Source organism: Pantoea sp. SJZ147 (genome assembly GCF_007828605.1).
Taxonomy (GTDB): Bacteria; Pseudomonadota; Gammaproteobacteria; order Enterobacterales; family Enterobacteriaceae; genus Pantoea; species Pantoea allii.
In genome coordinates this window covers 536,172-557,703 of sequence record NZ_VIVB01000001.1, presented here as the reverse complement: position 1 = coordinate 557,703, position 21,532 = coordinate 536,172, and the positions used below count along the sequence as shown (strand labels likewise).

22 protein-coding genes are annotated in these 21,532 nt (G+C 52.0%); 15 read left to right on the top strand and 7 right to left on the bottom strand.

Features of this window, described 5'->3' with window-relative positions:
• Positions 1 to 36 precede the first annotated feature (36 nt).
• The 8 genes from FBY13_RS02660 to FBY13_RS02625 all read left to right on the top strand — a co-directional run bounded on the left by FBY13_RS02660 (position 37) and on the right by FBY13_RS02625 (position 8,591).
• Complete coding sequence (locus FBY13_RS02660) at positions 37 to 417, top strand: hypothetical protein (protein WP_096012442.1); 381 nt, start codon at positions 37 to 39, stop codon at positions 415 to 417.
• A 370-nt stretch (positions 418 to 787) separates the two neighbouring features.
• A complete protein-coding gene (locus FBY13_RS02655) occupies positions 788 to 2,752 on the top strand; it encodes a methyl-accepting chemotaxis protein (protein WP_145393398.1) in 1,965 nt (654 codons plus the stop codon).
• Positions 2,753 to 3,148: 396 nt separating this feature from the next.
• Positions 3,149 to 3,679 (top strand): glyoxalase superfamily protein, encoded by a 531-nt coding sequence (locus tag FBY13_RS02650; RefSeq protein WP_096012444.1) that lies wholly within the window; start codon positions 3,149 to 3,151, stop codon positions 3,677 to 3,679.
• Between the two features lie 167 nt (positions 3,680 to 3,846).
• Positions 3,847 to 4,236, top strand: a complete 390-nt coding sequence (locus tag FBY13_RS02645) for a hypothetical protein (protein WP_063879254.1) — start codon at positions 3,847 to 3,849, stop codon at positions 4,234 to 4,236.
• Positions 4,237 to 4,341: 105 nt separating this feature from the next.
• Positions 4,342 to 4,836: a glutathione peroxidase gene (locus tag FBY13_RS02640; protein WP_145393397.1), complete on the top strand. Its 495-nt coding sequence runs from the start codon at positions 4,342 to 4,344 to the stop codon at positions 4,834 to 4,836.
• Between the two features lie 417 nt (positions 4,837 to 5,253).
• On the top strand, positions 5,254 to 6,276 hold the full coding sequence (locus FBY13_RS02635; protein ID WP_145393396.1) for a LacI family DNA-binding transcriptional regulator: 1,023 nt from the start codon (positions 5,254 to 5,256) through the stop codon (positions 6,274 to 6,276).
• 211 nt (positions 6,277 to 6,487) lie between these two features.
• A complete protein-coding gene (locus FBY13_RS02630; RefSeq protein WP_145393395.1) occupies positions 6,488 to 7,411 on the top strand; it encodes a TIM barrel protein in 924 nt (307 codons plus the stop codon).
• A gap of 10 nt (positions 7,412 to 7,421) precedes the next feature.
• On the top strand, positions 7,422 to 8,591 hold the full coding sequence (locus FBY13_RS02625) for a Gfo/Idh/MocA family protein (protein WP_096012448.1): 1,170 nt from the start codon (positions 7,422 to 7,424) through the stop codon (positions 8,589 to 8,591).
• Between the two features lie 286 nt (positions 8,592 to 8,877).
• On the opposite strand, the gene FBY13_RS02620 is transcribed toward FBY13_RS02625, so the two are convergent.
• From FBY13_RS02620 to FBY13_RS02610, 3 genes are all read right to left on the bottom strand, one after another.
• A complete protein-coding gene (locus tag FBY13_RS02620) occupies positions 8,878 to 9,192 on the bottom strand; it encodes a helix-turn-helix transcriptional regulator (protein WP_063879259.1) in 315 nt (104 codons plus the stop codon).
• A gap of 14 nt (positions 9,193 to 9,206) precedes the next feature.
• Positions 9,207 to 10,325, bottom strand: coding sequence for an alkene reductase (locus FBY13_RS02615; RefSeq protein ID WP_096012449.1), 1,119 nt, complete (start codon positions 10,323 to 10,325; stop codon positions 9,207 to 9,209).
• 464 nt (positions 10,326 to 10,789) lie between these two features.
• Positions 10,790 to 11,686 (bottom strand): DMT family transporter, encoded by an 897-nt coding sequence (locus FBY13_RS02610; protein WP_145393394.1) that lies wholly within the window; start codon positions 11,684 to 11,686, stop codon positions 10,790 to 10,792.
• Positions 11,687 to 11,740: 54 nt separating this feature from the next.
• Here FBY13_RS02610 and FBY13_RS02605 point away from each other — a divergent pair, with 54 nt between their 5' ends.
• A complete protein-coding gene (locus tag FBY13_RS02605) occupies positions 11,741 to 12,355 on the top strand; it encodes a TetR/AcrR family transcriptional regulator (RefSeq protein ID WP_145393393.1) in 615 nt (204 codons plus the stop codon).
• A 166-nt stretch (positions 12,356 to 12,521) separates the two neighbouring features.
• A complete protein-coding gene (locus FBY13_RS02600; RefSeq protein WP_145393392.1) occupies positions 12,522 to 13,040 on the top strand; it encodes a GNAT family N-acetyltransferase in 519 nt (172 codons plus the stop codon).
• Between the two features lie 91 nt (positions 13,041 to 13,131).
• Here the strand turns inward: FBY13_RS02600 and FBY13_RS02595 are convergent, their stop codons facing one another.
• Positions 13,132 to 13,995: a LysR family transcriptional regulator gene (locus tag FBY13_RS02595; RefSeq protein ID WP_145393391.1), complete on the bottom strand. Its 864-nt coding sequence runs from the start codon at positions 13,993 to 13,995 to the stop codon at positions 13,132 to 13,134.
• Between the two features lie 101 nt (positions 13,996 to 14,096).
• Between FBY13_RS02595 and FBY13_RS02590 the strand changes: the two genes are divergently transcribed.
• Together FBY13_RS02590 and FBY13_RS02585 are read left to right on the top strand one after the other, a co-directional pair.
• Entirely contained in the window at positions 14,097 to 14,948 is an 852-nt protein-coding gene (locus FBY13_RS02590; RefSeq protein ID WP_172823894.1) for an alpha/beta fold hydrolase, read from the top strand.
• A gap of 4 nt (positions 14,949 to 14,952) precedes the next feature.
• Positions 14,953 to 15,555 carry a glutathione S-transferase gene (locus tag FBY13_RS02585; RefSeq protein WP_063879269.1) on the top strand — a complete coding sequence of 201 codons (603 nt, stop codon included), beginning with the start codon at positions 14,953 to 14,955 and terminating at the stop codon, positions 15,553 to 15,555.
• Between the two features lie 470 nt (positions 15,556 to 16,025).
• Here FBY13_RS02585 and FBY13_RS02580 read toward each other — a convergent pair whose 3' ends face one another.
• On the bottom strand, positions 16,026 to 16,541 hold the full coding sequence (locus FBY13_RS02580; protein ID WP_063879270.1) for an MFS transporter: 516 nt from the start codon (positions 16,539 to 16,541) through the stop codon (positions 16,026 to 16,028).
• Between the two features lie 265 nt (positions 16,542 to 16,806).
• Between FBY13_RS02580 and FBY13_RS02575 the strand changes: the two genes are divergently transcribed.
• Positions 16,807 to 17,391, top strand: coding sequence for a histidine phosphatase family protein (locus FBY13_RS02575; protein ID WP_063879271.1), 585 nt, complete (start codon positions 16,807 to 16,809; stop codon positions 17,389 to 17,391).
• A gap of 165 nt (positions 17,392 to 17,556) precedes the next feature.
• On the opposite strand, the gene FBY13_RS02570 is transcribed toward FBY13_RS02575, so the two are convergent.
• Positions 17,557 to 18,141, bottom strand: a complete 585-nt coding sequence (locus tag FBY13_RS02570; RefSeq protein ID WP_063879272.1) for a sugar O-acetyltransferase — start codon at positions 18,139 to 18,141, stop codon at positions 17,557 to 17,559.
• A gap of 376 nt (positions 18,142 to 18,517) precedes the next feature.
• On the opposite strand from FBY13_RS02570, the gene FBY13_RS02565 reads away from it, so the two are divergent.
• Together FBY13_RS02565 and rhaT are read left to right on the top strand one after the other, a co-directional pair.
• Positions 18,518 to 18,823: a hypothetical protein gene (locus tag FBY13_RS02565; protein WP_063879273.1), complete on the top strand. Its 306-nt coding sequence runs from the start codon at positions 18,518 to 18,520 to the stop codon at positions 18,821 to 18,823.
• A gap of 766 nt (positions 18,824 to 19,589) precedes the next feature.
• On the top strand, positions 19,590 to 20,624 hold the full coding sequence (gene rhaT / locus FBY13_RS02560) for an L-rhamnose/proton symporter RhaT (RefSeq protein ID WP_145393390.1): 1,035 nt from the start codon (positions 19,590 to 19,592) through the stop codon (positions 20,622 to 20,624).
• A 31-nt stretch (positions 20,625 to 20,655) separates the two neighbouring features.
• On the opposite strand, the gene rhaR is transcribed toward rhaT, so the two are convergent.
• A complete protein-coding gene (gene rhaR / locus FBY13_RS02555) occupies positions 20,656 to 21,519 on the bottom strand; it encodes an HTH-type transcriptional activator RhaR (protein WP_063879275.1) in 864 nt (287 codons plus the stop codon).
• Positions 21,520 to 21,532 lie beyond the last annotated feature (13 nt).

Genomic DNA, 21,532 nt, shown 5'->3' with positions numbered 1-21,532 from the left:
GAAAAATTTAATTAACTGATTGACAGGATTATTGCTATGCGAATTGATGATGCTCATTTTCCTATTGTATGGATAAACATGAATGCTTCGGGCAAGGACCCGGTTGCGTCTCCGTTTAGTGAGTTCGAAGCGTTACTGGCGCGTAAGACACCCTTCGTATTGCTTAACGATGAAGGTTTTACTGAAAGCAAACATGAACATTCCGCCGATGAGATGAAGCTCACAACACGCTGGATGAAAGCTCACAAAAATGAATTAAGAACCTTTGTTAAAGCCTCCATAATGATTGAGCCAAACATTGTCAAAAGGACTGCAGCCAGACCTTTCGCCGTGATATATGAAAAGTTTTGGGGCTATCCTTTATTGATGGTCCCCTCAAAAGAAGAGGCTTTAGCAACCGCAAAAACATTACTTTAAGCGGGATTAATCCGGTTAAAACGCACACCGCTGACAACCAACAGTCGCAATTAAAAGATGAAATGGCGACTGCCTTTCCGAGCCTCCTCTCAATCCCTGCATGTAAAGCCTGTCAGAGCATTTCTTCAGCCGCTGTCTGCTTCTGACTGTCAGCAGACATCCTTCCCAGCGCCCCCGTTTACACCCATCGAAAATAATAATCACAGCAATCGCTGAAGCTATGGCCGCATGAGTCGATAACGCTTGCTCGGCTCATTTTTAGTGCCGAGGAGGGCTCACGAATACCGATCGCGAACGGATCGGCATGTAGCCCTCTTTTTTTTACAACACCAGTACGTGCATTCCTTTTAATAACAACGGAAATAACACTATGTCTGTCATCAAGACAATGACCAGAAGCTTAACCGGTTCCCGTTTTGCAGGGGCCGCTCAGCCCGCCGACGGGATTTTCAACTGTGAAAGCTTACCAACATCGCTCTCTGCAGCAGGCCTCAGCAATCGTGCTGCGGGTATTTTGCTGACGTTTGTGCCGCCAGAGGCAGATTTTCAGAAGGTCAGTCAGGTATGGCAACGTTTTACATCGGCGGATTTGACCGTCATTACGCTCTCCTCGAATGGCGCACTCAGCGCCAGCGGTAAGCAGACCACTTACTGCAAAGGTGAAGGGCAGGAAGGCAGTTGGCTTTGGCTACCGCGCAATCTGATTGCGGAGCATGAAACGCACATCGTCGATCTGCATCTTCATGACACCCACACGGCAAGCGATCGCATCAGCGCCATTCAACATGAACTGGCCGCGCTGAAGTTGCGTATGCCGCTCTCTGCTGACCGCACCTTTGCCATGATTTACTGTGACGGCCTGTCAGCATCGGAAGGATTTTTGATGCAGGCCTGGTATAACACCGGCCGTTTTCCGTGCCTGGCGATTGGTGGCTCCGCAGGCGGACGCGCAACCTTTGACGGCACATGGATTGGCGTGGGTGGTCGGGTGCTGCAGGGCAAAGCCGTTATCGTTTTCTGCCAGATGGCAGCGGGTAAATCTTTTTCGCCCTTCAAGAGTCAGAACTTTGAGCCGCTGAATAAAAGCTGGCTCATTGCGGAAGCCGATCCCGTTAAGCGTACGCTGACCTCGGTGTTCAACCCGCAGGGGCAGCAGCAGCCTTTCACCCAGGCACTGGCCGAACATCTTGGCTGCAACGAACAGCAGCTAACCGAGAAGCTGAAAGGGCTGACATTTGCCGTTAAGGTGGGCGAGGTGTTTTTTATTCGCTCAGTGGCGAAGATGGACAGCCAGAGTGTGCAGTTTTTCTGCGATCTGGAGTTTGGCGATCGGCTTTATTTAATGCGCGAGACCGATTTTAAACAGGCCACGCAGCGTGACTGGCAGGCGTTTACCCAGCGTCACGGCAAACCGGCGGCTGTTCTGATGAACGACTGCATACTGCGTCGCGCAGGCAATGCCGATAAGCTGCACGATGCGCATTTCTTTAAAGGGATTCCTGCCGCAGGCTTCTCCAGCTTTGGTGAGATTCTTGGCGTGCCGATCAACCAGACGCTCTCTGCGCTGGTGTTCTTTAATCACAGCGTCAATGCCATGGCGCAATTTCCAGTGGAATATGCAAGCTATGCCGCGCATTACGCTCAGCGCGCGTTGCGTCGCTGGGAGGCGCTCAACCGAGTGCAGTCGGGCGTGCTGGCCCGCGTGGTGAACTATCAGCAGGAGTTAGCGCCTATCGTGCAGGCGCTGCCGGTGCTTGAGGCGGCAACCCAGAGCCAGGGCGAAGCACTGACGATGGCCGAAAGCAGCATCCGCGCCATCAGCGATATCGCCAAAGAGAGCCAGCAGGCGCAGAGTCGCCTGGGCGAGGGGCTGGACGATCTGGAAGCGATCTCCAATGGCATCAACGTTATTACGCATGGCATCAGCAATATCGCTTTCCAGACCAATATTCTGGCGCTCAATGCGGCGGTGGAAGCCGCACGGGCGGGCGAAGCGGGCAGGGGATTTGCCGTGGTTGCCGGAGAAGTGCGTCGTCTGGCGCAGTCCTCCAAAGAGCAGGCGGAAGCCACGGCAAGCAATATCAACGATGCGGTGAGTACGATTTCACGCATTCGCGACGTTGCGACAAGCACCGTACAAACCGCCACGGATATGGCTGACCGCAGCATTCACGCTGCCGATGCTATTGCGGTGATGAGTGATCGCACCCGGCATGAACGGGCAGGTATGGCAAAGCAGCTGGATAGTCTGCGCACCTTAACTGCGGGCATGGATGCCATGCAGGAAGCGGTGGCCGAGCTGAAAGTCCTGCAAACCCTGTCCACCTCTCGTTAAGGCAGCGCTGGCGCAGCGGTTATAAACGCGCTGCGCCAGCCAGTCTTTATCGTTTGCCTGGCCTGGCCTGGCCATGTGATCGCTTCAGCTGCTCGTTGCCGCAGCGCGGCTGTCTGCAAACGCGGGCAGTGCGCCGGTTTCTTATTGATGGCAACCCTCGCGCGGCTAAGGCAAACCGTTAATGGCACGCCAGATGCTGCACACTTTACAGAAGGACCCGAACTTGCGTCTTACACCGTTGCGCTATACTGTCACCCAGGGCCAATGCTGCCTGCCGCTCGCGTCCGCAAGGATAAGGTGAAAGCATGGTGTTTCCTGATATCAAATAGCTAACAACTCTTGAGAGTCGGGGCAGGGTAATGCGAGCGCCATCGAGCCTTGACGACAGGAGAACCCATGTTATCTATCGAACAAGCCAAACAAATGGCGACAAAACTCAAATCTTCTCTGGCGCAGCGTGACCTCACGCTTTCTCACTCAGCCGCCCTGGAAACAGTGGCACATCAGTTGGGTTTCAGAGACTGGAATACGGCATCCGCCACATTGCCCGCGCAAATCCCGCCTTCGGCCGTTTCTTTCAGTAAAACCATCCCGATATTAAGAATTTTTGATGAGCGCAAGGCGCGAGAATTCTATCTGGATTTTCTGTCTTTCAGTGCCGAATTCGAACACCGTTTCGAACCCGGTTTGCCCTTGTATATGGGGATAGTCAGAAACGGCTTACAGTTGCACCTCTCTGAGCATCATGGCGATGCCAGCCCTGGCGCAACGGTATTTATTCCTGTGCAGAATATTCAGGTATTCCGGGATGAGCTGCATGAGAAAAAGTACGGCTACGGTCGGCCGGACATTGTTGAGCAGGACTGGGGGCGCGTGATGGAAGTGCATGATCCCTTTGGCAACCGGCTCCGTTTCTGTCAGGGCTGATCTGTCTGGTCATGGCGGCTAAGCGGGCCATGTCTGCATCATCGCCTCATTGAACAGGCGCGTGATGTCAGTGGCTTTGGGCGAATGGCGGACATTCGCCCGCAGCGGCAACCAGCGCGTTTGGTGAATTTGTACTCTTGAATGGCTGGAAAAAGAAGGAGCGTGATATGCAGTCAGTCCACCTCATGGGTGACGGATATGAACCCTATGTCGAACAGAAAGGGGATACGTTGATCTACTCCCTCCCTGTCGATTCCGGTTTTATCACCTATGAATTTGCCTTTGAGATTAGCCAGGACGATCTTGATGTCCTGCTGTCCGATGATTACCGACGCGCCGTTCTCGAAATTACGGCACATACGCTGCTTCAGCGTTCAACGTTAAAGGGCTATGACCGCTTTACCCCGCACGATTTCGATGACCTTGTTGCGAACACGCTTCACTCAACGCCAGAATGCCTGCAGACATTCATTGCGCAAGTCAGTCATGAACATCACATCGGTATAGAACTTTATGCGAAAAACATCATGGAACGACGTTCTGCGGCAAAGTCGTGAGCGCTGAACGGGATGTAAGCCTGCTGGCCCTGCGCCACACTATCTGGCCCTGTGCGATGCCTGGCAATGCCGCCACAGACCGGGTTTTACTTTGAGGATGACGCGATGACCCCTTTTTATCAACTTCATGCCATCAGCCTGCGTGGCGAACGCATTTCTATGGGTGATTACGCAGGCAAGCTGGTGCTGGTGGTTAATACCGCCAGCCACTGTGGCTTCACGCCACAATACGCCGGCCTGGAAGCGCTCTACCGGAAGTACGCCGACCAGGGACTGATGATACTGGGTTTTCCCTGCAACCAGTTTGGTAAGCAGGAACCCGGCGGTGCCGATGACATCGCCCAGACTTGTCACATCAATTATGGTGTGAGCTTCCCGATGTTTGAGAAAGTGGAGGTCAACGGGGCCGCAACGCATCCGGTGTTTCGTTACCTGAAAGCTGAATTGCCCGGCGTGCTGGGCGGGCGGATCAAATGGAACTTCACTAAGTTTCTGATTGGACGCGATGGCAAACCGCTCAAGCGTTTTGCACCGATCGCTATCCCGGAAAAAATGGAAGCCACCATCCTGACCGCACTTGAAAGCAACGTGTTGCGCTAGCCCATCCTGAAAGCGTTTGCGCTAACCGGGTTATCTCCGTGTGAGGGCTTGTTCAGCACGGAGGGTGCGCCCTGCTGGATACACGCCGCGGCGTCAGCAACCCCGTTATCTGCGACAGAACAACGGCAAGCATTGACCTGATGCACATCTCCGCTTTGTGCCAGAAGTGAACTGACAGCAAGGTACAGATTGCAGGTCTCTGGCGCATCGTGCTGAACAAGGCCCGGCAGCCTTTTATGAATTGATCAGAGGCGACGTGATGGAGATGAAGATGAAAAGCTCAGGGTTTCGGGCGCAGGTTTTTGAGAGAGCAATCTCATAAAAAACCTGATGAGACAGCAGAATGCGATCAAGTATTTTGCCGCTGCACGGTTTCTGTGTTTAAAATGATAGAAATCTATCATTTTAGGCGGCGCAATGAAAAAAATATCTATGTCAGCTGTGGCCAGAGCGGCGGGTGTCGGCGTCGCTACGGTTGATCGTGTGTTAAACAACAGAGCCTCGGTCAGGCAGGAAACCCGGGATCGGGTTCTGCGTGCTGCTGATGCGCTCGGCTACCGGGAAGACCTCCGCAAGGTGATGACCCATGAAGCCACGGCGGTCAAAAGTGCTGTGCGCATCGGCTTCATCCTCCTTCCCAATGATTATTCTTTTTATCAGGTGCTTTCAGACGAAATCAGTCGCTGTGCACAGGGAAAACTGACGACGGAACCGGCGTTTCTGTGGGCGGATATTCATGATATTGAGAAAGTAGTATCCTCTCTTGAGTCACTGGCAAAACGCGTTGATATTATTGGCGTTGTTGCGCTCGATCATCCTCTTATACGGCATACCATTAAGCAGCTTTCCGCTTCAGGTGTGCAAATTTTCACGTTGTTTTCCGATCTGTCTCCCTGCGGCCAGGCTGGCTATATAGGGCTGGATAACCTTAAAGCAGGGCGCACGGCGGGATGGTTTACCGAACGCATGGCTGAAAAAGACAGTGTGATTGGCGTTCTGCTTGGTGACCACCGTTTTAACTGTCAGGAAAGCTGTGAAATAAGCTTCCGTTCGTATCTGCGTGAAAACAGAAAAGATGTCGTGGTTCTGGAGCCTTTACAGACGCTCGAAAGTATCAATGGGGGCTATTCAGCTGCCTCTCAGCTGCTAAAAAATAATCCCATGATTACGATGATCTATGCGCCATGCGGTGGCATTGAGGGCGTAATTAAGGCCATCGTCGAGAGTAAGCGGCAGGATATAAAAATACTCTGTCATGGCCCGTTTATCGGTGATGAGATGGCGCTCATCGAAGCCCATGTCGAAATCATGCTACGTCACCGTATCGATGCAGTGGCTGAAACGATCGTCTCACTTTTTATCAGCAGGCATCAGGAAACCGATCGCAATCCTGTCTACGTGACACTGCCTTTCGATCTCATCACCCCGGAAAATATCTAAATCCCCTGGCCATCAGGCAAAGGCTTGTGCTGTCTGGATTTGATTTAAAACTATCAAAATAATGATATAAAAAAATCATGATCGCTATCAAATAACTCACTCCGAATGATTGCCGGTAATAAAAAACCGGCGCAATACTGCGCGCAGTGAGTCAGGCGCTTGCGTCTGGCCTGTCTGTGTTCATCAGTGTTGCCGCATCAGGAGAAAAATCATGACCATGTCCATCGCAACTGCGCCCTGTAGCTGGGGCGTGGACGATCCGAAGAATCCCTTTCTTCCCCCCTGGCAGAATGTCCTCAAAGAGGCCCGGCTTGCGGGTTACAAAAGCCTGGAACTGGGGCCGTGGGGATATTTGCCAGTCCAGCCAGATGCGCTGAAATCGGCGCTTGACGGGTTTCAGCTGACCGTCGTGGCGGGCACCCTTTTCGACGATTTGGTGAGTGAAGAGAACTTCCCGGCAATGATCGCGCTGACTCACAAAATCTGTCACAACCTGAGTGCCCTTTACCAAAAAGGCGAGCCTGTCGCTCAGGATAAACCTGCACCTTATCTTGTGATTATTGACTTCGGTGATCCTGAACGTGCCGCCACCGCCGGCCAGTCAGAAAAAGCCCCACGGCTTAAGGATAGTGACTGGCAGAGAATGGTCAGACACATCACCGTTCTGAGTGAGATTGCCTGGAAAGAATATGGTGTCAGGCCGGTCATTCATCCCCATGCGGGTGGTTGCATTGAGTTTGCCGATGAGCTGGAAAAGCTGGTTCAGGATATTCCCCATACAGTAGCCGGGTTGTGCCTGGATACCGGCCATCTGTATTACGCGGGCATGGACCCGGTTGCTGCGCTGGATCGTTACTGGGACCGCATTGATTATCTTCACTTCAAGGACGTCAACGAGGTTGTCTGGCGTCGTGCCATCAACGAAGGCCTGGATTTTTTCACCGCCTGTGCGCAGGGCGTTATGTGCCCACTTGGCCGCGGTGCCATCGACTATCCACAAGTCCACGCCTTTCTGCGCCAGCGGCATTATCAGGGCTGGATAACCATTGAACAGGAAAGGGACCCGCGTGATGCGGATACCAGCCTGCGTGACGTCACGGCAAGTCTGCAGTATCTGCATTCAGTCGGTTTCTGAGGAGAAAATCATGATTAACGGTATTAAACCGCTCGAAAAATCACTGCGGTGGGGCATGGTAGGCGGTGGCGGAACCAGCCAAATCGGTTACATCCACCGCTCATCGGCGCTACGCGATAACACCTTCACTTTGGTTGCCGGGGCCTTTGATATTGATGCTGCACGGGGACGCGCGTTTGGTGAAGCACTGGGCCTTAGCCCGGACCGGTGCTATGCCGACTATCAAACCCTGTTTGCATCAGAAGCAAAACGCGATGATGGTATTCAGGCCGTCTCGATCGCCACACCGAACAACACCCACTTTGCCGTCTGCTGCGCAGCCCTTGAGGCCGGTCTGCATGTGATCTGTGAGAAGCCGCTGTGTTTTACGGTCGAAGAGGCGGAGCATCTGTCGACACTGAGCCGGGAGAAAAAGAAGATCGTCGGCGTGACTTATGGTTATACCGGTCATCAGCTTATCCATCAGGCCAGGGAAATGATTGCGGAGGGATTACTGGGTGACATCCGCATCATCAACATGCAGTTTGCACACGGTTTTCACAACGAATCGGTTGAACAGAATAACGCCAGTACCAGTTGGCGCGTGAACCCACGCTTTGTCGGGCCCAGTTACGTTTTGGGTGACCTGGCGACCCATCCATTATGTATCGCTGAAACCATGGCACCTGCCATGAAAATCAGGCGGCTGCTTTGCTCACGCCAGAGTTTTGTGAAAAGCCGTGCTCCTCTTGAAGACAACGCGTTTGTTCTGATGGAATACGAGAATGGTGCGGTAGGAAGTCTGTGGGCCTCGGCCGTTAACTGCGGCTCAATGCATGGACAGAAAGTCCGAATCGTCGGTTCCAGAGCCAGTATTGAGTGGTGGGATGAGCAGCCGAACCAGCTCCGCTTCGAAGTTCAGGGTGAGCCGGTACGCATTCTGGAGAGAGGCATGGACTATCTTCATCCAGTTGCCCGTGAAGATGACCGCATAGGCGGGGGACATCCGGAAGGACTTTTCGAAGCCTGGTCGAATCTCTACAGACGTTTTGCGCTGGCGATGGATGCCACCGATCGCGGTGACGATGCCTTCCTGAACAATTTCTGGTATCCCGATGTGCATGCGGGCCTGGCGGGCGTCAGATGGGTGGAAAACTGTGTACGTTCAGCCGACGCCGGTTCGGTGTGGGTAGAGTGCTGAAATCTCTACTATAAAAAGTCTGGACTCACCCTGTTTAACAGGGCTGAAAAAGCCGTAGATTGGGTGAGTTTACTGACTTTCGCGGCCTGAAAACCGACCTCAGGCGAGGTCGCAAGGACTACACGTCAGATCGACCTGGTAAAATGAGCATGGCTCGCATGTTGCGCATGCTGGACAGTGATCAGGCTACTGTCTGTCTGGTGCCAGAAGCAGACAGTAGCCTTTGCTGGTGATTGTGATGGCTGATGCCCGGCTTTAAAAGAGGCCATCCTCTCGGAGTAACGGCCTATAGCTGCTGGAGAGACTTGATGATTGCCTCATTCATCTCGTACACCGCCTGTTCGCGCCGGCGATAGTAGGTCCATTTTCCCACCTTACTGGCCTCAAGCAGACCAGCATCATGCAGCGCTTTCAGACACAAGGATGTCGCGGGCTGTGAGAGGCCCGCCTTGTCCTGAATGAGACTGGCACAGACACCGTACTGATCGAAGGGATAGAGCTGAGCATAGTCAGCAAAGGCTTCGTCAGGGTTTTTAAGCCATTTGAGCACCGCAACCCGCGTTGGATTGGCCAGTAATTTAATGGCATTTTCGGGTGTCATGCCGTCTTCGAACCTCAAGCAGGATAAAAAGGATAGTCAGTATAGCCTTTCTCGCTTCCGCCATACAGCGAGCCAGCATCCACCTCGTTCAGCGGATAGCCCATTTTAAAACGTGTCGGTAAATCCGGGTTAGCGATAAATGTACGTCCGAAACCAAACAGGTCGCCCCATCCCTTTTCCAGCATGCGTTCGGCTTTTTCCTTGGTGTAACGACCGGAATACATAATGGGTGAACGGAAGGTTTCGCGCAGCGCAATACGAAAACGTTCGGGCAGTTCCGGGCTGTTGTCCCAGTCCGCTTCGGCGATAGACAGATAGCCTGTTTCGAGCGCGTTCAGCATCTCGGCAGCACGAAGGTAAGTGGCATGGGGATCGCTTTCAACCAGCCCCAGATAAACGCGCTCTTCCTCTGTGCTTGAGAACAGCGGCGCGAAACGTACCCCGACTCGGTGACTGCCAAACACTGAACTCACCGCCTCGATGATTTCGCGCAGGAAGCGCAGGCGGTTGTCCAGCGAACCACCATATTCATCGGTGCGGAAGTTGGTGTGTTCAGAAATAAACTGATTGATCAGATAACCGTTGGCCGCATGCAGTTCGACACCGTCGAAACCGGCTTTTTTGGCATTCTCCGCCGCCGTACGGTACATCGCCACAATCTCTTTCACTTCAGAGGTCGTCAACGCGCGCGGCAGGCTGGGGTCCGTGAGGACTCCGGCACCAGGCCCGGTTTCGATAAATACCCGTACGCCGCTGGCGGCAACAGCTGAAGGGGCAACAGGCGGCTGTTTCCCGGGCTGCAGTTCATTGTGCGAGACACGTCCCACGTGCCAGAGCTGGCAAAAGAGGGTTCCGCCCTCGGCATGAACGGCATCGGTGACGTTTCGCCATCCCGCGATTTGTGCTTCGCTGTGGATGCCCGGCGTCCAGGCATAACCCTGTCCGCGAGGCTCAATTTGTGTCCCTTCGGTCACCATAAAACCGGCACTGGCACGCTGGCGATAGTAGTCCACCATCATCGTACCGGGGACGTTGCCCGGCTGCTCGCTGCGGCAACGGGTCAGGGGAGGGAGCGCAATGCGGTTACGTAATGTGAGATCACCCAGCGTCAGGGGCGCGAAAAGAGACGTCATAACAACTATCCTGTGAGAAGAAATAAAGGCGGCATTATATTTATACATTTAAATTTGTAAATGTGTAATTTGTGCGGTTGTACCGCATGGCCCATGACGTCGCTGTCGACACGTTTTACCTCGACCACTATGCCTTTGCGCAAGGCGGGGAGGTTTCCATCAAAACTCATCTGCTTACGCCGACAGTTTCATCTGTTTCATGGTGGCAGCCTGTGTCGGCAACTGAATACGAGCTGACGTCCAGGTGAAAGCGTTGCAGGGAGGAAAAGGGATGCATAAGGCAGGCATTCATAATCACTGAACGCCCATCCTCTGTGTGCCGCCGGAAAACAGCAGATATCCGCTGTTGGCTTATAGCAGGCATCATTGTTCAGCCTGCACGCAGCGCGTTCTGGGCCAGTCGCGGAGGTTGTCAATGCTGTGATGTGTTCAGCATCGGGTTTGCTTTTGAGCGGTGCAAGCCCTCAGTTATTCCGGGCTGATTTTCTTTTCAGGTAATACTCCGCTGCCAGATAACCCGTTACCGCAACAAAGGTGATTCCCCCACCCAGGAGTGTATTGCTGGTCGGTAATTCACTGAAGAATATCCAGACCCATAAAGGCCCCAGGAGGATATCTGTTTGTGCAATCAGGCTGGCCTCAGCGGGGTTAACATATCGGCTTCCTGCCATGAACAGCAGATAGCTCATACTTTGCGTCGCCAGCGCAAAAGCGAACAACCATAAGATGTCATGCAAACCGGGAAAGGGAAGGTCTTGTGGCATCATCGCAAAACAGAAGACACCACAGAGGGCACATGCGAGAGCCGTAACAGCCGGCAGGTTCATTTCTGGCCACTTTCCTGACATCACTATGCTGGCGGCAAACCCGGCGGTCATCACCAGAGCCAGTGTGTTACCCGCCATATCGCCTTTCCCTGAGGCAGAGGCCGCCATAACAATCACCCCTGTGAGGCTCACTGCTGCGGAAATAAGCGCACGTTTTGTAATTTCCTTCTTCTGTATCAGCCAGCCCAGCCCCATCGCAAAAAAGGGAATTGTTGCATAAACGGTCATCACGCCTGCGACGCTGGTGAGTTTCAGCGCTGCGACGTAGCAAAACATGGAAATCGCCATAACAGTGGCGGTTATCAGGCCTTTTAAGCCCACATCATGACGGAATGAAAAGCGGCGCAGATAGCCGCTCCCCATGAGCAGAAGAACCAGCGACAGAAAAGCAAACAGCGAGCGCCATGCAACCATCGCCCACGTGTTCATATCGAGCATCCTCACGAAGAAGCCTGCGGAACTCCACATGATGGCCGAAAGAAACACCATAATCAGTCCCAACGCGTGTCTGCTGGCGGTCTTTACCGGTGGCATTGTTTATCCTTATCCCTTATAGTCTGAAAAAATAAGTAGAACGGTCTAATTATTATGGCAAAGAATGATACGCGCAAACGTCTTTTGAGTGCCGGTATACGGGTTTTCATGAGAGAAGGTTACGAAGGGGGAGGGATAACAACGATTCTGAGTGAGGCAGGTATGCCTAAAGGATCGTTTTATAATCTCTTTCCGAGTAAGGAAGAGTTTGCCTGCGCCGCACTTGACGCTTATATCGAGACGTTTGACGCACTCCGGGCAGAGACGTTACTGAACCGCTCCCTGCATCCCCGCCTGCGTCTCATCAACTGGCTAAACGGGCACAGCGTGTATATTGAGCGTGAACCTGAGGTCGCGGGCTGTCTGGCAGGGATTATTGGACAGACGGGGGCCGTACACAGTGAAAAGATTCGGCAAAAGCTGCGGACAATTTTTGCCTGTTGGGAGCGCGATCTGATTACCGTGTTTAATGATGCCCAGACGCTTTCGCCAGGGATGACGCCGGAAAGCGCGGCAAAGCTGGTTATTCACAGTTACGAAGGGATTATGATACGTATTCGCATAGAGGGGAGCACTTGTCCTTATGATTTTTTGACACAAGTGCTACCAGGCATTCTTTTTTCAGAGCCCGACGCCGGTGCCGACCTGACAGCCGACCCTCCGCGCTAAAAGGGCCGTAATCTGCTGTAATATCAGCACCGCAACGGGTTCATCGCGGATACAGATTCTCAGATGTTCACCTGGTGCCAGAAGCGGAGGCAGCTTACATCGTGCTATGGTGGTTTATGTGGAGAAGTTCAGCGAAAGCAATGCCTTCAGGTAAAAGGAGTGTCAGATGAATTTAGAAACTGCGCGTTTAAGGCTTGAACCCTATGATGACTCACACTACGAAGGCTTAAGGGTAATGGAAAACGATGCCAGCGTGATGCGGTATATCAGCAACGGTATTGTTAAAACACCAGAAGAGACGTGGGAAAATATCAGGCGTGTTCAGGCCCGATGGCAGAAATATGGATTTTCGTGGTGGGCTATCAAAGAGAAGGCGTCCGGTGCCATTGTTGGAGCAGCATGCCTCCAGTACCTGGCAAACGTTGAGGGTGCACCCTTAGAGATTGGCTGGCGGCTTGTCCCGGAACACAATGGCAAAGGCTATGCAACAGAAGCGGCTAAAGCGATTATTGATTTCGCAGCAGAGCAGATGGGCGCAACATATTTAGTGGCTGTTGCCGACCCTGAAAATGCGCCCTCTCAGCGAGTGATGCAGCGATTAGGCATGACGTACAAAGCAACAGAACAGCATTATGATGTGCCCTGCGTCGTTTATGAACTTAGCATTCAGCGCAATCCGTCGTAATGGGGATGTGAACATCATGTCCGCTTTGTGCCAGGAGCGGACATGACTAACAACACGTTATTTTCATCAATTAATTGCAGCCAATTCACTATCAATGTTTATGTATCAGCCTGGTCAGCATCTCGGAGAAGGCCTCGCTTGCTGGATTAACGCGGTGTTTATTCAGGCGTAGCAGGCAATCAACCGACGGCAGAGGCATCCATGTCTCAAGTTCATGCGCATTACAAATTGTTTTCTCAACGCTGTATTGATTGAGTATTCCTATCCCCAGTCCCGAGGTTATCGCCGCAAGCATACCAGCCACTGAAGGACACTCCAGCATCACAGTAAATGGAATTTTTGCCTGCCGAAGTTTCTCCTCAGCCAGGTTTCGGTAATAGCAATCCGGTCCCCAGGTAATAAGCTTCAGGCGCTTATCCGATTCATGCCGCCAGGCAGGCGTTGCGTACCAGTTTAATTTTTCACTCCACAATACCTTATCTTCCGTCGATGCCGTGCCCGTGAAATCCTGATGTAAAATGATCTCCAGACCGCCTTCAGCAAAATGCTGACGCAGGAGATGACTTTGCTCCACCACTAGTTGTATATCCACCTCTGGGTGGTGATGAGTGAAGGTTGAAATCACCTCGCATATTTCAGTCATTGAGATGTGTTCAGTAACCCCTATTCGCAGCTTGCCACGTAGCGACGAAGGCGAAAAATAGGCCACGGCGAGATCGTGTTCAGTGAGTATTTTTTCCGCATGTTGCAGCAGAACGCTGCCCTTTTCTGTCGCAACGGCTTTTCCGGCGATGCGCGTAAGTAGCTGGCATTTAAGTTGATCCTCAAGCCGTCTGAGCTTCCAGCTTACAGCGGACTGGCTCAGGTTGAGAAGTAATGCGGCCTTACTCATGTTGCCCGTTTGCAGCACGGTCCGGAACACTCTGAGTGAGTCAACGGAGAGTCGTTTATTCATTTTTATATGACAAAAGTGGGTTTACAGCGGGAAAGAATGTCACTGGTGTCATATGCAGTCAACGGATAGCCTGACTGAAACAAACACAACGGAAAAAGCTGATGTCCGCTAATAACGCATTAATGAATGACCACGTTCTGATCCAGGGTTGTCGCATTGCGACCGGGGTCCATGGTTCAGGAACACCTCTGGTGCTGGTTCATGGCACGCCCGCACACTCAGTGATCTGGCAGTCACTGGTGCCGGTATTTGTCGATGCGGGTTTTCATGTTCATCTGTATGACCTGCCTGGGTTTGGCGCATCAGAGCGCCCTTTGACGGCTGATACCTCGGTTGCCGCTCAAGTCGGTTTTCTGCTGAAACTGCTTGAACACTGGCAGCTCAAAGAAACACATCTTTTTGGACACGATATCGGCGGGGCCATTTCACTCAGACTGGCGTTCGATAACCCATCCCTTTTGAAGACGCTTACGATTGCCGATATTCCCAGCTACGACTCCTGGCCTTCACCCACATGGAAAGATATGCGGGATAACTATGCGGATTATGCGCTGATCCCCGCCACTGAGCATTACCGCGCGATGTCTCGCCAGTTAAAGATGGCTGTTTTTAATAAGCATCTGATGACAGAGCAGCGGCTGGAAAGTTATCTCGCACCGCTTTGTGGTGTGGTAGGGCAACCTTCATTTTACCAGCATCAGGTTGCGCACTATAATGCCTGTTACACCAGTGACTTTGCAGAAAAATTGCCGCAACTCCGGCTGCCTGTGCAGGTTTTATGGGGCGCCGAAGATGAATGGCAACCCGTTGAGTATGGAAGGCGTTTGCAGCGCGACATCGTCTCTTCCTCGCTGCATATCTATGAACAGGCCGGACACTTTTTAATGGAAGATGCTCCCTTGCCTGTCGCCGCACAGTTAATTGATTTTGTTAATCAACATAATATGAGGTAGAGCCATGATCCTGATCGGAATGCTGGATTCACCCTATGTCAGACGGGTTGCTATTTACATGAAAGTATTGGGTATTCAATTCGAGCATCGGCCGCTTTCGGTATTCGGCGATTTTGATGTCTTAACGAAAATTAATCCGGCTGTCAAAGTTCCAACGCTTATCACAGATGATAATCAGGTGCTGATCGACTCCACACTAATCATTCATTACCTTGAGAGATATTGCGGTCATTCGCCTGCACCCACAGCAAAGTCCGGAGTGGAAGAACTCCGGGATCTGCATCTTACCGGCTTCGCCCTGGCAGCCTGCGAAAAAGCGGTGCAGATTGTGTACGAACAGCGTCTCAGGCCGGAAGAAAAACAGTATCAGCCCTGGTTGAATCGGGTAACTCAACAACTTCATGGTGCATGGCAGACGCTGGAGAACGAGCTGCGAGAAAGTCATCCTGACATACTGTCCGTGGCCGGTATCAGCATCGCAGTGGCCTGGAGTTTTACAGAATTGATGTTGCCAGATACCCTCAGCCGTGAGCTGTATCCGGAAGTAACCGGGTTTACATTGCTGGCCGAACAGCGCCCGGAATTTTTGGCAACACCTTTGAGTTAAAGAGTGCGGGTGGCGTCTCACTGATGCAGTATCTGTATAAGGGAAACACTTACTGCATTAAAATCAATCCGTTGTAAAAGGCTACTTTGTAGACGCCAGTTAAATATCTATAGAAAAGACGCACAACCCTTAATAACTGAATCGCCATGGCTTCTATAGACCTGTAAAAGGACATTATCGTGGCTATACGCAGGGAATAGTTATCTTTCGCTTCTCGCTCAAAGCGAACCGTTCCCCTTCTAAAGTCCGCCTCGTGCTGAGAGTTCAACGGGTCGATGCAACGCTATCCTTAATCAAGCGGGACGTTGCTGCTTACTCGAAAGAATATTTTTATGAAGCCGTAGTTCCGGTTTATTTAGCAGAATTTATTTAATTGATTATTGATACATAGTGGTGTTCTGAGTAGGACGTTATATAAGTCAATGTCCGTTTCTCATATAAAGCGGACATTATCTCAATAATCAGATTTTTTAAGTTTTTACAGAGGCAGAATGTCTGTCCATGCAAATGATCCATACCAGGCCGCCAAGAAGTGAGAAAGCGATACCGATATAAATAGCTGTATCTGGATTCTCTGCGAGGGTTTTTATATCACCAAGGAGACCACCAAAGATGGCGACGCCCAGCGCAGAACCAGCTTGCCGGCTGGCATTGAGTACACCGGCAGCAAGTCCCGATTGTTCTTTGACAACAGCATTCATGACCGCTGCTGTAGCGACTGGCGTAATGATGCCGGCAGCAAGGCTGAGAAGCGGAAAGCAAAGCGCGATCTGCCAGTAGTATGCATTTTCATTTAGTATCATGAGTCCTGCGAATCCTGCAGCGTAGAGCCCATAACATCCGGCTATCAGCCTAAAAGGGCCGAACAGGCTATTGAGCTTTCCGGCACTAAAGCTGCCTAATGTAACCATCAGGGTTAGTGGAAGAAAAGCAAGACCTACATTTAGTGATGGCCAGACTTTTCCAGCGTCAGAGGTGAAAGTCATTGCAGAAGTTAAGCATGTGGTTTCAGCTGGGTGTGGCGCGTTACGCTTTCAGGAAGGGAGACGGCCCTGATGAAATGAACAGGCCTACATTTGCCTGGAATTCAAAGAGCGTAAACCAAAGAGCAAATTGTTGCATCGCCAGTAAAAGAAGCTTTTAAGGTCCAGATTCTGCAATTCACTAAATATCTGTCATTTACGCGTTGCCATCATAGATGAGCATAAAATAAGCTATGAGATCTGTTTTTAACGCTGACAGGAAATACGGATGAAGAAAATTTTTGTGCTGCTGTTTGGACTGACCATCATGATTCCATTGAGTGCCGACGCGGACAGCACGTATGTTTTCTTCCGTCATGGGGAGAAACCCGATAACACCAGTGGGCAACTGACCTGCAAAGGACTGAACCGCGCCCTGAAGCTTCCTGCTGTGTTGCTTAGCCGCTATGGAAACCCGGATGCGCTTTATGCTTCTGCACCTAAAGAGGATAAAACAGGAAGTTCACTGCGCCCACTTTCCACCATTATTCCCCTGGCGGTCCAGATTTCGAAGCCTGTGATACTTCGTTTTCACGCTGACAAACCGGGTAAACTGGTCTCTGACCTGCTTTCAGAAAAACAGGTTCCGCTGACATTTATCGCCTGGGAACATAAAAATTTGGTCACGGCAGCCCGAACGCTGGTTGAAAAAACGGGAGGTGATGCCGGGCAGATCCCTGACTGGCCCTCGGCAGATTTTGATTCACTGTATGTTGTGAAAATTGACGACCAGCAGCATTTCAAATCGTTTTCTCACGAGACTGAGGGGCTGAATGGCGTCTCAACGGAATGCCCTGACAGCGCTCATCATTGACTGACTTAGCGGCTCTGCATGTAAGGTAAATGCAGAGCCAGCGCCCAGGGTTGGGCGCGCAGCTGAGTCAAATGAATCGACTCGCGTCACGCTGAAAAGGCGGAAAGCGTCCAGCCTGATGGCTGAGCATTCTACTGCGCAGCAGCAGGTTACAAGCTCCTCTTTTCAAAATGAGGTGCGGGCGTGATCTTTTTCGGTTATTTCACGCACGACGCGGCAAGGATTACCCACAGCCAGAACGCCTGACGGAATATCCTTGACCACTACGCTTCCCGCCCCGATGACAACGTTGTTACCTATTGTTATGCCCGGAATAATGCTGACACCCGCACCAATCCAGACATTATTGCCGATGGTCACAGGGCTCGCGTATTCCAGTCCCTGATTTCGGCGTTCGGCATCCAGAGGATGGCCTGCGGTATAAATACCGACGTTGGGTGCGAGAAAGACGTTATCACCGATCACCACGTCAGCCCCATCAAGAATAATAAGATTATGGTTAGCGTAAAAATTGTCGCCAATCGTAATGTTAACGCCATAGTCGCAGTAAAAAGGGGGTTCGATAACGGGATTGCTGCCACACTTTTTAAGCAGCCGGGTGAGCAGCGCAAGGCGTGTTTCATTATTATCAGGCCGACTCAGGTTATAGTCATAACAAAGCATCTTAGCGAGCCCCCGGCGTTGAAGAATGCGTTCATCATGGTTTGCATCATACAAAGTACCATCTGGTACTCGGGTCACCTCGTTCATCTTCTTCCTTATCCTTTCGGCTTAAATGTCTTTATCTCAGGCACCCTGTTCAGGTGCTATCCAGCTTAGCGCGTTTCTGTCACCCCTGCGGCCCTGACAGCCCCGGATGCGTCTGTGTTATTTTCGCGCCTTTAAACATGTATCGCACACGATTTAATCATATTAAGAAACAGCAGGGGAACGACGCCATGCCGACCCGCTACCAGACGCAGGCACCGCCGTTATCCAACGTCACGCTGGTTGAGGTTTCAGCGCCCGAAACCCGTCACAGAAAAATGTAAGCAAAGCGTGAATGTGCTTTTTTGCATAAATTTTGCCAACGCCGTTTTTTACTATGGCTCCTCATTTCCCGGTCATGACAGCGAGGCGTGATTTCATGAAGCAGTTAAGAATTTATACACTGAAGGATAAAGCGAGCGCTGTGGAGTATTTCAGACAGTGCTGGCCAAAACACAGGGTCAGTTTGCTGAAATTTGGCATAGAGGTGGACAATGTGTTTCTGGGGGGAAATGACCAGCAAAATCAGGTGATGGCTGTGGTCACCTTACCGGAGGGATGTCATGTTCAACATCTGAATGAGCAATATATGCGTAGCCAGGCATTCCGCGACGATATGGCCGGGTTTCCTGTGGCGAATATTATTCGGGTCGAGGAAATATGTATTAGCGAAACGCTTTTTTAATGATGTTTTCTCCTTCGCTCAGGGCTGGGATGACACGCAGGCGCGATTTTTCAACGGACGCGTAAGACGTGCAACTTCGTTAAGATGACGCACGGTGAACAGAATAAAATGTGCATGTCAGCAATGGCTTTCTCTGCTTTTCATGGCATCGGGTAAAAAAATACCCGATGCCATCTATCCGAAACCTCGCGCTGTTTAATCCTGTAAACCTGACGTGCAGAACTTACCTGTGAAGACCGCGTTCAACACCGGGACGCACTATCTGCTGTGGCTGTCCGCGGTGCCATAAACCTGTTTGATGCGATGACGAGAGAAAACCCTGTCCTGTCGCGACAGACAGCCCGCGAATAAACCGCGCTGACCACCGCACACCTGATTTCTCCCTCCTGACTACCCATACCGTTGTTCATTCTCTGGCCCGCGCATGTGCTCGCGTCTGCCGTTCACGCTGCGAGGCAGTCAGAAGCTGCGTCACTTGATGTGAATGCCACGTTAAAGGACATTCCGGCAATGTCGTGATGGTTTTGCTGCTCCACTTAACAAAAAAGGAAAATTACCCGAATAATAAATAACTTATAATTAACAGCCTGCGAAAGATCGGCAAATGCGAATTTGTGATCCTTATGTTGACGACTCACTGAATTTTGCCAGCCACTTTATTTTCCCGGCAGCCATTCAAAGGCTGAGAGAAAGCAGCTCCCTCTAGACTGCTGCTAATCGGGAAACATCGGTTTCCTTTTGGCCTCAACCTGAAAAAGGAATAACAATGAACAGCGCCATTATTGCAGGTATTTTCTGGCATCTGGTGGGGGCCGCCAGTGCCGCCTGTTTTTATGCTCCGTTTAAGCAGGTGAAAAAGTGGTCATGGGAAACCATGTGGTCGGTGGGCGGTGTGATGTCGTGGCTGATCTTGCCATGGGCGGTCAGTGCGGTACTGCTGCCACACTTCTGGGCTTATTACACCAGCTTCAGCGCCTCGCAGTTGCTGCCGGTGTTTCTGTTCGGTGCTATGTGGGGCGTGGGCAATATTAACTATGGGCTCACCATGCGCTATCTGGGCATGTCGATGGGCATCGGGATCGCGATTGGGATTACGCTTGTTGTCGGCACCTTGATGACGCCGCTGCTGCAGGGCCGGTTCGTCGAGCTGTTCAACTCGCCCGGCGGCCGCATGACACTGCTCGGCGTGCTGGTGGCGTTGGTGGGCGTGGCCATCGTCACGCGTGCGGGGTTACTGAAAGAGCGGGCGCTAGGGATTAACGCAGAAGAGTTCAACCTGAAGAAAGGCCTTGTACTGGCCGTCATCTGCGGCATTTTTTCAGCCGGGATGTCGTTCGCAATGGATGCGGCGAAACCCCTGCATGAGGCGGCCGCCAGCCTGGGCATTAATCCTCTTTACGTGGCGTTACCCAGCTATGTGGTCATCATGGGCGGCGGGGCGGTGATTAACCTGGCGTACTGTTTTATGCGCCTGGCGCTGAAGCCAGAGCTGTCAGTGCGGCAGGACTTTTCCATCGCGAAACCGCTACTGTTCGCCAATATCGCCTTCGCCATTCTGGGTGGAACCATGTGGTATTTGCAGTTTTTCTTCTATGCCTGGGGGCACGCCAAAATCCCGCCGCAGTATGACTTCGTCAGCTGGATGCTGCACATGAGTCTGTATGTGCTGTGTGGCGGCGTGGTAGGGCTGGTGCTGAAAGAGTGGAAGGACGTGGGACGCCGTCCGGTTCGGGTGTTATCGATTGGCTGTGTGGTTATCATTATCGCGGCCAACATCGTCGGGCTTGGCATGGCTTCCTGAAACAAAAGAAATCAGGCCTGGCGCTGTGACGTCAGGCTTTTTCATTATCGGTGCGCAGGCGTTGTGGCAGAAAGCGCTGCCGCCAGGCACTGGGCGTCAGGCCGGTTTCTCGCGTAAATACCACAGAAAAATAGTTACTGTCGTCAAACCCACACTGCGCCGCAATCTCGCTGATTAAACCGGACTGGGTGCGCAATAAATGTTTGGCCTGACACAGCTGTAACTGGCGTAAATAGTGGCCAATCGTCATGCCGGTTTGCTGGCGGAACAGCTGCTTAAGCGAGCGTTCACTCAGCTGATGCTGCTCGCAAAAGTCTGCCAGATTCAAGGGGCGACTGATGTCCACTAACAGTGCCGACATCAGCCGATCCAGTTGCTCGCCTTCAGGCAGGGAGCCGGCACGTTCGGGAGCATAACCATGGCGACGTAAAATCAGCGCCAGCTGCAAAAAAAGCGCCTCGGACAGTTGCACGGAGAGCGCATCACTTTTGCGGCTCTCGCGCTCCAGCTGGCTAATGACGCCCCGTGCCAGCGTCATACCACGAGTCGTGAGCCGCCAGCCACTGGGCATGGTTTCTTGTTGGGGCGGTAACAGCTGGCCCCAGTCAAGCGCAAGATGAAAACGGTCCCGGCAATACAGAATGTTATCAAGGGCCAGATCGTGCACGCTGTCATAGCTATGGCAGTCGCTGTCGCAAATATAAAAAACATCGCCGCAGGTAATCAGCCACGGGCGATCGTTAAGGATATGCAGGCCATTGCCGCGCCAGACGATAACGATCTCGCTGAAAGTATGCTGGTGCGGCGGAAAGGAGGGCTGTGGCATACGTTCAGCCACAGCAATGGGCAAGTTGCTGGCCGGGAAGTAGTCCTTACGTGACAGGATCAGTGACATAGTTAATGCTCCG

Coding starts and splice junctions, on each gene's coding strand:
- FBY13_RS02660 (WP_096012442.1), top strand. CDS start 37: ATGCGAATTGATGATGCTCATTTTCCTATTGTATGGATAAACATGAAT.
- FBY13_RS02655 (WP_145393398.1), top strand. CDS start 788: ATGTCTGTCATCAAGACAATGACCAGAAGCTTAACCGGTTCCCGTTTT.
- FBY13_RS02650 (WP_096012444.1), top strand. CDS start 3,149: ATGTTATCTATCGAACAAGCCAAACAAATGGCGACAAAACTCAAATCT.
- FBY13_RS02645 (WP_063879254.1), top strand. CDS start 3,847: ATGCAGTCAGTCCACCTCATGGGTGACGGATATGAACCCTATGTCGAA.
- FBY13_RS02640 (WP_145393397.1), top strand. CDS start 4,342: ATGACCCCTTTTTATCAACTTCATGCCATCAGCCTGCGTGGCGAACGC.
- FBY13_RS02635 (WP_145393396.1), top strand. CDS start 5,254: ATGAAAAAAATATCTATGTCAGCTGTGGCCAGAGCGGCGGGTGTCGGC.
- FBY13_RS02630 (WP_145393395.1), top strand. CDS start 6,488: ATGACCATGTCCATCGCAACTGCGCCCTGTAGCTGGGGCGTGGACGAT.
- FBY13_RS02625 (WP_096012448.1), top strand. CDS start 7,422: ATGATTAACGGTATTAAACCGCTCGAAAAATCACTGCGGTGGGGCATG.
- FBY13_RS02620 (WP_063879259.1), bottom strand. CDS start 9,192: ATGACACCCGAAAATGCCATTAAATTACTGGCCAATCCAACGCGGGTT.
- FBY13_RS02615 (WP_096012449.1), bottom strand. CDS start 10,325: ATGACGTCTCTTTTCGCGCCCCTGACGCTGGGTGATCTCACATTACGT.
- FBY13_RS02610 (WP_145393394.1), bottom strand. CDS start 11,686: ATGCCACCGGTAAAGACCGCCAGCAGACACGCGTTGGGACTGATTATG.
- FBY13_RS02605 (WP_145393393.1), top strand. CDS start 11,741: ATGGCAAAGAATGATACGCGCAAACGTCTTTTGAGTGCCGGTATACGG.
- FBY13_RS02600 (WP_145393392.1), top strand. CDS start 12,522: ATGAATTTAGAAACTGCGCGTTTAAGGCTTGAACCCTATGATGACTCA.
- FBY13_RS02595 (WP_145393391.1), bottom strand. CDS start 13,995: ATGAATAAACGACTCTCCGTTGACTCACTCAGAGTGTTCCGGACCGTG.
- FBY13_RS02590 (WP_172823894.1), top strand. CDS start 14,097: ATGTCCGCTAATAACGCATTAATGAATGACCACGTTCTGATCCAGGGT.
- FBY13_RS02585 (WP_063879269.1), top strand. CDS start 14,953: ATGATCCTGATCGGAATGCTGGATTCACCCTATGTCAGACGGGTTGCT.
- FBY13_RS02580 (WP_063879270.1), bottom strand. CDS start 16,541: ATGACTTTCACCTCTGACGCTGGAAAAGTCTGGCCATCACTAAATGTA.
- FBY13_RS02575 (WP_063879271.1), top strand. CDS start 16,807: ATGAAGAAAATTTTTGTGCTGCTGTTTGGACTGACCATCATGATTCCA.
- FBY13_RS02570 (WP_063879272.1), bottom strand. CDS start 18,141: ATGAACGAGGTGACCCGAGTACCAGATGGTACTTTGTATGATGCAAAC.
- FBY13_RS02565 (WP_063879273.1), top strand. CDS start 18,518: ATGAAGCAGTTAAGAATTTATACACTGAAGGATAAAGCGAGCGCTGTG.
- rhaT (WP_145393390.1), top strand. CDS start 19,590: ATGAACAGCGCCATTATTGCAGGTATTTTCTGGCATCTGGTGGGGGCC.
- rhaR (WP_063879275.1), bottom strand. CDS start 21,519: ATGTCACTGATCCTGTCACGTAAGGACTACTTCCCGGCCAGCAACTTG.